The 3334-nt window shown below is 69.9% G+C and carries 2 protein-coding genes; both read left to right on the top strand.

Annotated elements, in window-relative coordinates; genetic code table 11:
* Positions 1 to 1926: DUF5916 domain-containing protein (locus VIB55_RS14685; protein WP_331877406.1), on the top strand; the 1926-nt coding region annotated here is incomplete at its 5' end.
* Between the two features lie 178 nt (positions 1927 to 2104).
* Positions 2105 to 3259 carry a calcium/proton exchanger gene (gene cax, locus VIB55_RS14680; RefSeq protein ID WP_331877405.1) on the top strand — a complete coding sequence of 385 codons (1155 nt, stop codon included), beginning with the start codon at positions 2105 to 2107 and terminating at the stop codon, positions 3257 to 3259.
* Positions 3260 to 3334: the final 75 nt, after the last annotated feature.

Here is a 3334-nt window from a genome sequence, read left to right as displayed (position 1 = left end):
ATCGAGTTGATGCCGTACGTGGCGGCGGAGGGAACCCGCTTCGGCGCGGTGGACGCCGGCAATCCGCTCGTCGAGCAGCAGTCCGGCGCCATGCGCGTGGGCGGCGACGCCCGCATCGGGCTGGGGAGCAGCCTTACGCTGGAGGCCACGCTGAACCCCGACTTCGGCCAGGTGGAGGCAGACCCGGCCGAGGTGAACCTGAGCGCGTTCGAGACCTTCTTCCCGGAACGCCGCCCCTTCTTTACCGAGGGGCTGCGCTACCTGCGGACGGACCAGCCCGGCTACTTCTACTCGCGCCGCATCGGAGCCGCGTCGCGGGTGCGGGTGGACGCCGACTACGTGGACTATCCCCGCGCCAGCACCATCCTGGGCGCGGCCAAGCTCACCGGACGCACGCAGCGGGGCCTTTCCATCGGCGCGCTGGCCGCGCTGACGGACGAGGCCGAGGCGCGCTACGTGGACGAGGACGGGGAGATCCGGCGCGCGGGCGTGGCGCCGCGCACCGGGTGGGGCGTCTTTCGCGCCGTGCAGGAGTTCGGGCCGGCCTCCTCCACTGCCGGGGTGAGCCTGACGGCGCTGCGCCGCGACACGGAGGCGGGCGGGCTGATCGCCTCGTTCCTGCCGCGCAGCGCCGTCAGCGGCGGCGCCGACTGGAACCTGCGCTTCGGCGGCGGTGACTACGAGGTGCGCGGGTTCGCGGGCGCCAGCGTGGTGGAGGGCGACACGGCCGCCATCCGCCGCGTGCAGACGGCGCCGGCACACTACTTTCAGCGGCCGGACCGCGACTACGCCGTGCTGGACCCCACGCGGGGAACGCTGGCGGGATACACGGCGGGCATCGGCATCGAGCGCAACAACGCGCGCCACTGGCTGTGGGAGGCGCGGGCGAGCGCCATCTCGCCCGGCTTCGACGTCAACGAGGCGGGCCGCATGTTCGTGGCAGACTTCGTGACGGCCGACGGCGAGGTGACCTATCGCGAAACCACGCCGCGCGGGCCCTATCGCCGGTACTCGTTCACGGCGCGCACGCAGAACGGATTCGACTACCAGGGCATCCGCCGCCACGGGGTCGTGCAAGGCGAGGCAAACGTCACCTGGAGCAACTACTGGCAGAGCTCCATCGAGGCGCGCACGCAGCTGCGCCGCTATGACGCGTCGGCCACGCGGGGCGGGCCGCGGCTGGGGCTGGGGCGCTCGTGGGAGATCGAGGCAGACCTGGAGAACCGCGGCTCCGCTCGCTTCCGCTGGGGCGGGGGCATGGGCATCGGCGGTGACGAGCAGGGCGGCCGCGGTTGGGGGATCGGCGGGGGCATCGGTGCCTCGCCGGGCCCCAACTGGCAGCTTTCGCTGGAGCCGCGGTACGAGCGCGAGCGCGAGGCGCGGCAGTACGTGGCCAACCTGTCCGGCGGCCCCGCGGCCATGCTGGGCCGGCGCTACGTCTTTTCGTCCATTGACCGCAGCACGCTGGCGGCGCCGGTGCGGCTGGCGTACACCATGAGCCCGGACCTGTCGCTGGAACTGTACGCGGAGCCGTTTGCCGCCAGCGGCCGCTATCACCACTTCGGCGAGGTGCCGCGGCCGCGCTCGTTCGACCTGGACCTGTACGGCGAGAACGGGCCCATCCGCTCGTGCCAGCCGAACGATCCCGCGCCCTGCTCGCCGGGCTCGCACCTGTTCACCGCGACGGAGGACGGAGAGCCTGAAACCGTGGCGCGCGACTTCAACGTGCGCTCGTTCCGCAGCAACGCCGTCATGCGCTGGGAGTGGCGGCCGGGGAGCACGCTGTACCTGGTGTGGCAGCAGGATCGCTCCTCGAGCCTGGACACCGGCGACTTCGTGGGCCCCGGCGCGCTGGGGGATGCGTTCGGTGCGCCGGGGAACAACTTCCTGGCGATGAAGGTGACGTACTGGCTGCCGGTGAAGTAAGGGAAGTGCGTGAGTGCGAAAGTGAAACGGCCTGGGTGCGGTGTGCACCCGGGCCGTGTTTACTTCCGCACCAACGCACTGACGCGCCCGCTTCCCTCGGTTGCGCGTCGCGGCCGGGGGACTTACTGTAGCCGCCGCTCAACCGGATCAAATCCATCCAGCCCGGAGCACGTTTCCCTTGGCTACGACGACCGAAAAGCCCGGCCTGTTCTCGGCCGCGAACGTGATGAACCTGCTGCTGGTGTTCGTGCCCATCGCCATGCTCATGGAGTGGTGGCTGCACTCGTCGGCGTCCGCCATCTTCATCGTCTCCTGCCTGGGCATCATCCCACTGGCGGGGCAGATGGGGCACGCCACCGAAGAGATCGCCGAGCGCGTGGGCGAGGGCGTGGGCGGGCTGCTGAACGCCACCTTCGGCAACGCGGCGGAGCTGATCATCGCCATCGTGGCGCTGCGGGCCGGGCTGTTCGACCTGGTGAAGGCGTCCATCACCGGCTCCATCATCGGCAACGTGCTGCTGGTGTTCGGGCTCAGCGCGCTGGTGGGCGGGCTGAAGTACGAGACGCAGAAGTTCAACCGCACCGCGGCGGGGCTGGGCGGAACGCTGCTGGTTCTGAGCGCCGTGGGGCTGGTGGTGCCGGCCATCTTCCACTCGCTGGTGGGCAATACGGCCGCGGCGGCGGAGCGCAACCTGAGCCTGGAAATTTCCATCGTGCTGATGGCGACGTACGTCGCCAGCCTCTTCTTTACCCTCAAGACGCACCGCCACCTGTACATGGGCGACGCGGGAGAGGGCGGAATCGACGGGGAGCACGGCAAGTCGCCGATGGGCCGCGCCATCGGCAAGCTGGTGCTGGCGACCATCGGGGTGGCGGTGATGGCCGAGTTCCTGGTGGGGGCGGCGACCGAGACGGCCGAGGCGCTGGGGTGGAGCGAGGTGTTCGTGGGCGTAATCGTGGTCGCCATCATCGGCAACGCAGCGGAGCACTCCACGGCCATCATCATGGCGGCGAAGAACAAGATGGATGCGGCCATCAATATCGCCGTGGGATCGTCCATCCAGGTGGCGCTGTTCGTGGCGCCGCTGCTGGTGTTCCTGAGCTACTTCATCGCCCCGCAGCCGATGGACCTGATCTTCACCCCGCTGGAGGTGCTGGCGGTCGGGCTGTGCGTAGGCATCATGGCGCTCTGCTCGATGGACGGCGAAAGCCACTGGATGGAGGGCGTTCAGCTGCTGGCCGTCTACATCATCCTGGGCATCGCGTTCTACTTCCTGCCCGTGAACCCGGAGACTGCGGCGGCGGCGGGTGCGGCGGCGGGGGGCGGACATTGAGGGAAGTGCGTTAGTGCGTGAGTGCGTTAGTGCGGAAAGAAGAGACGGCCCCGGTGCACACCGCCCCCGGGCCGC

This window comes from Longimicrobium sp. (assembly GCF_036554565.1).
Classification (GTDB): Bacteria; Gemmatimonadota; Gemmatimonadetes; order Longimicrobiales; family Longimicrobiaceae; genus Longimicrobium.
Note: the sequence above shows the minus strand (reverse complement) of the source record. Positions and strands in the feature narration are given on the sequence as shown.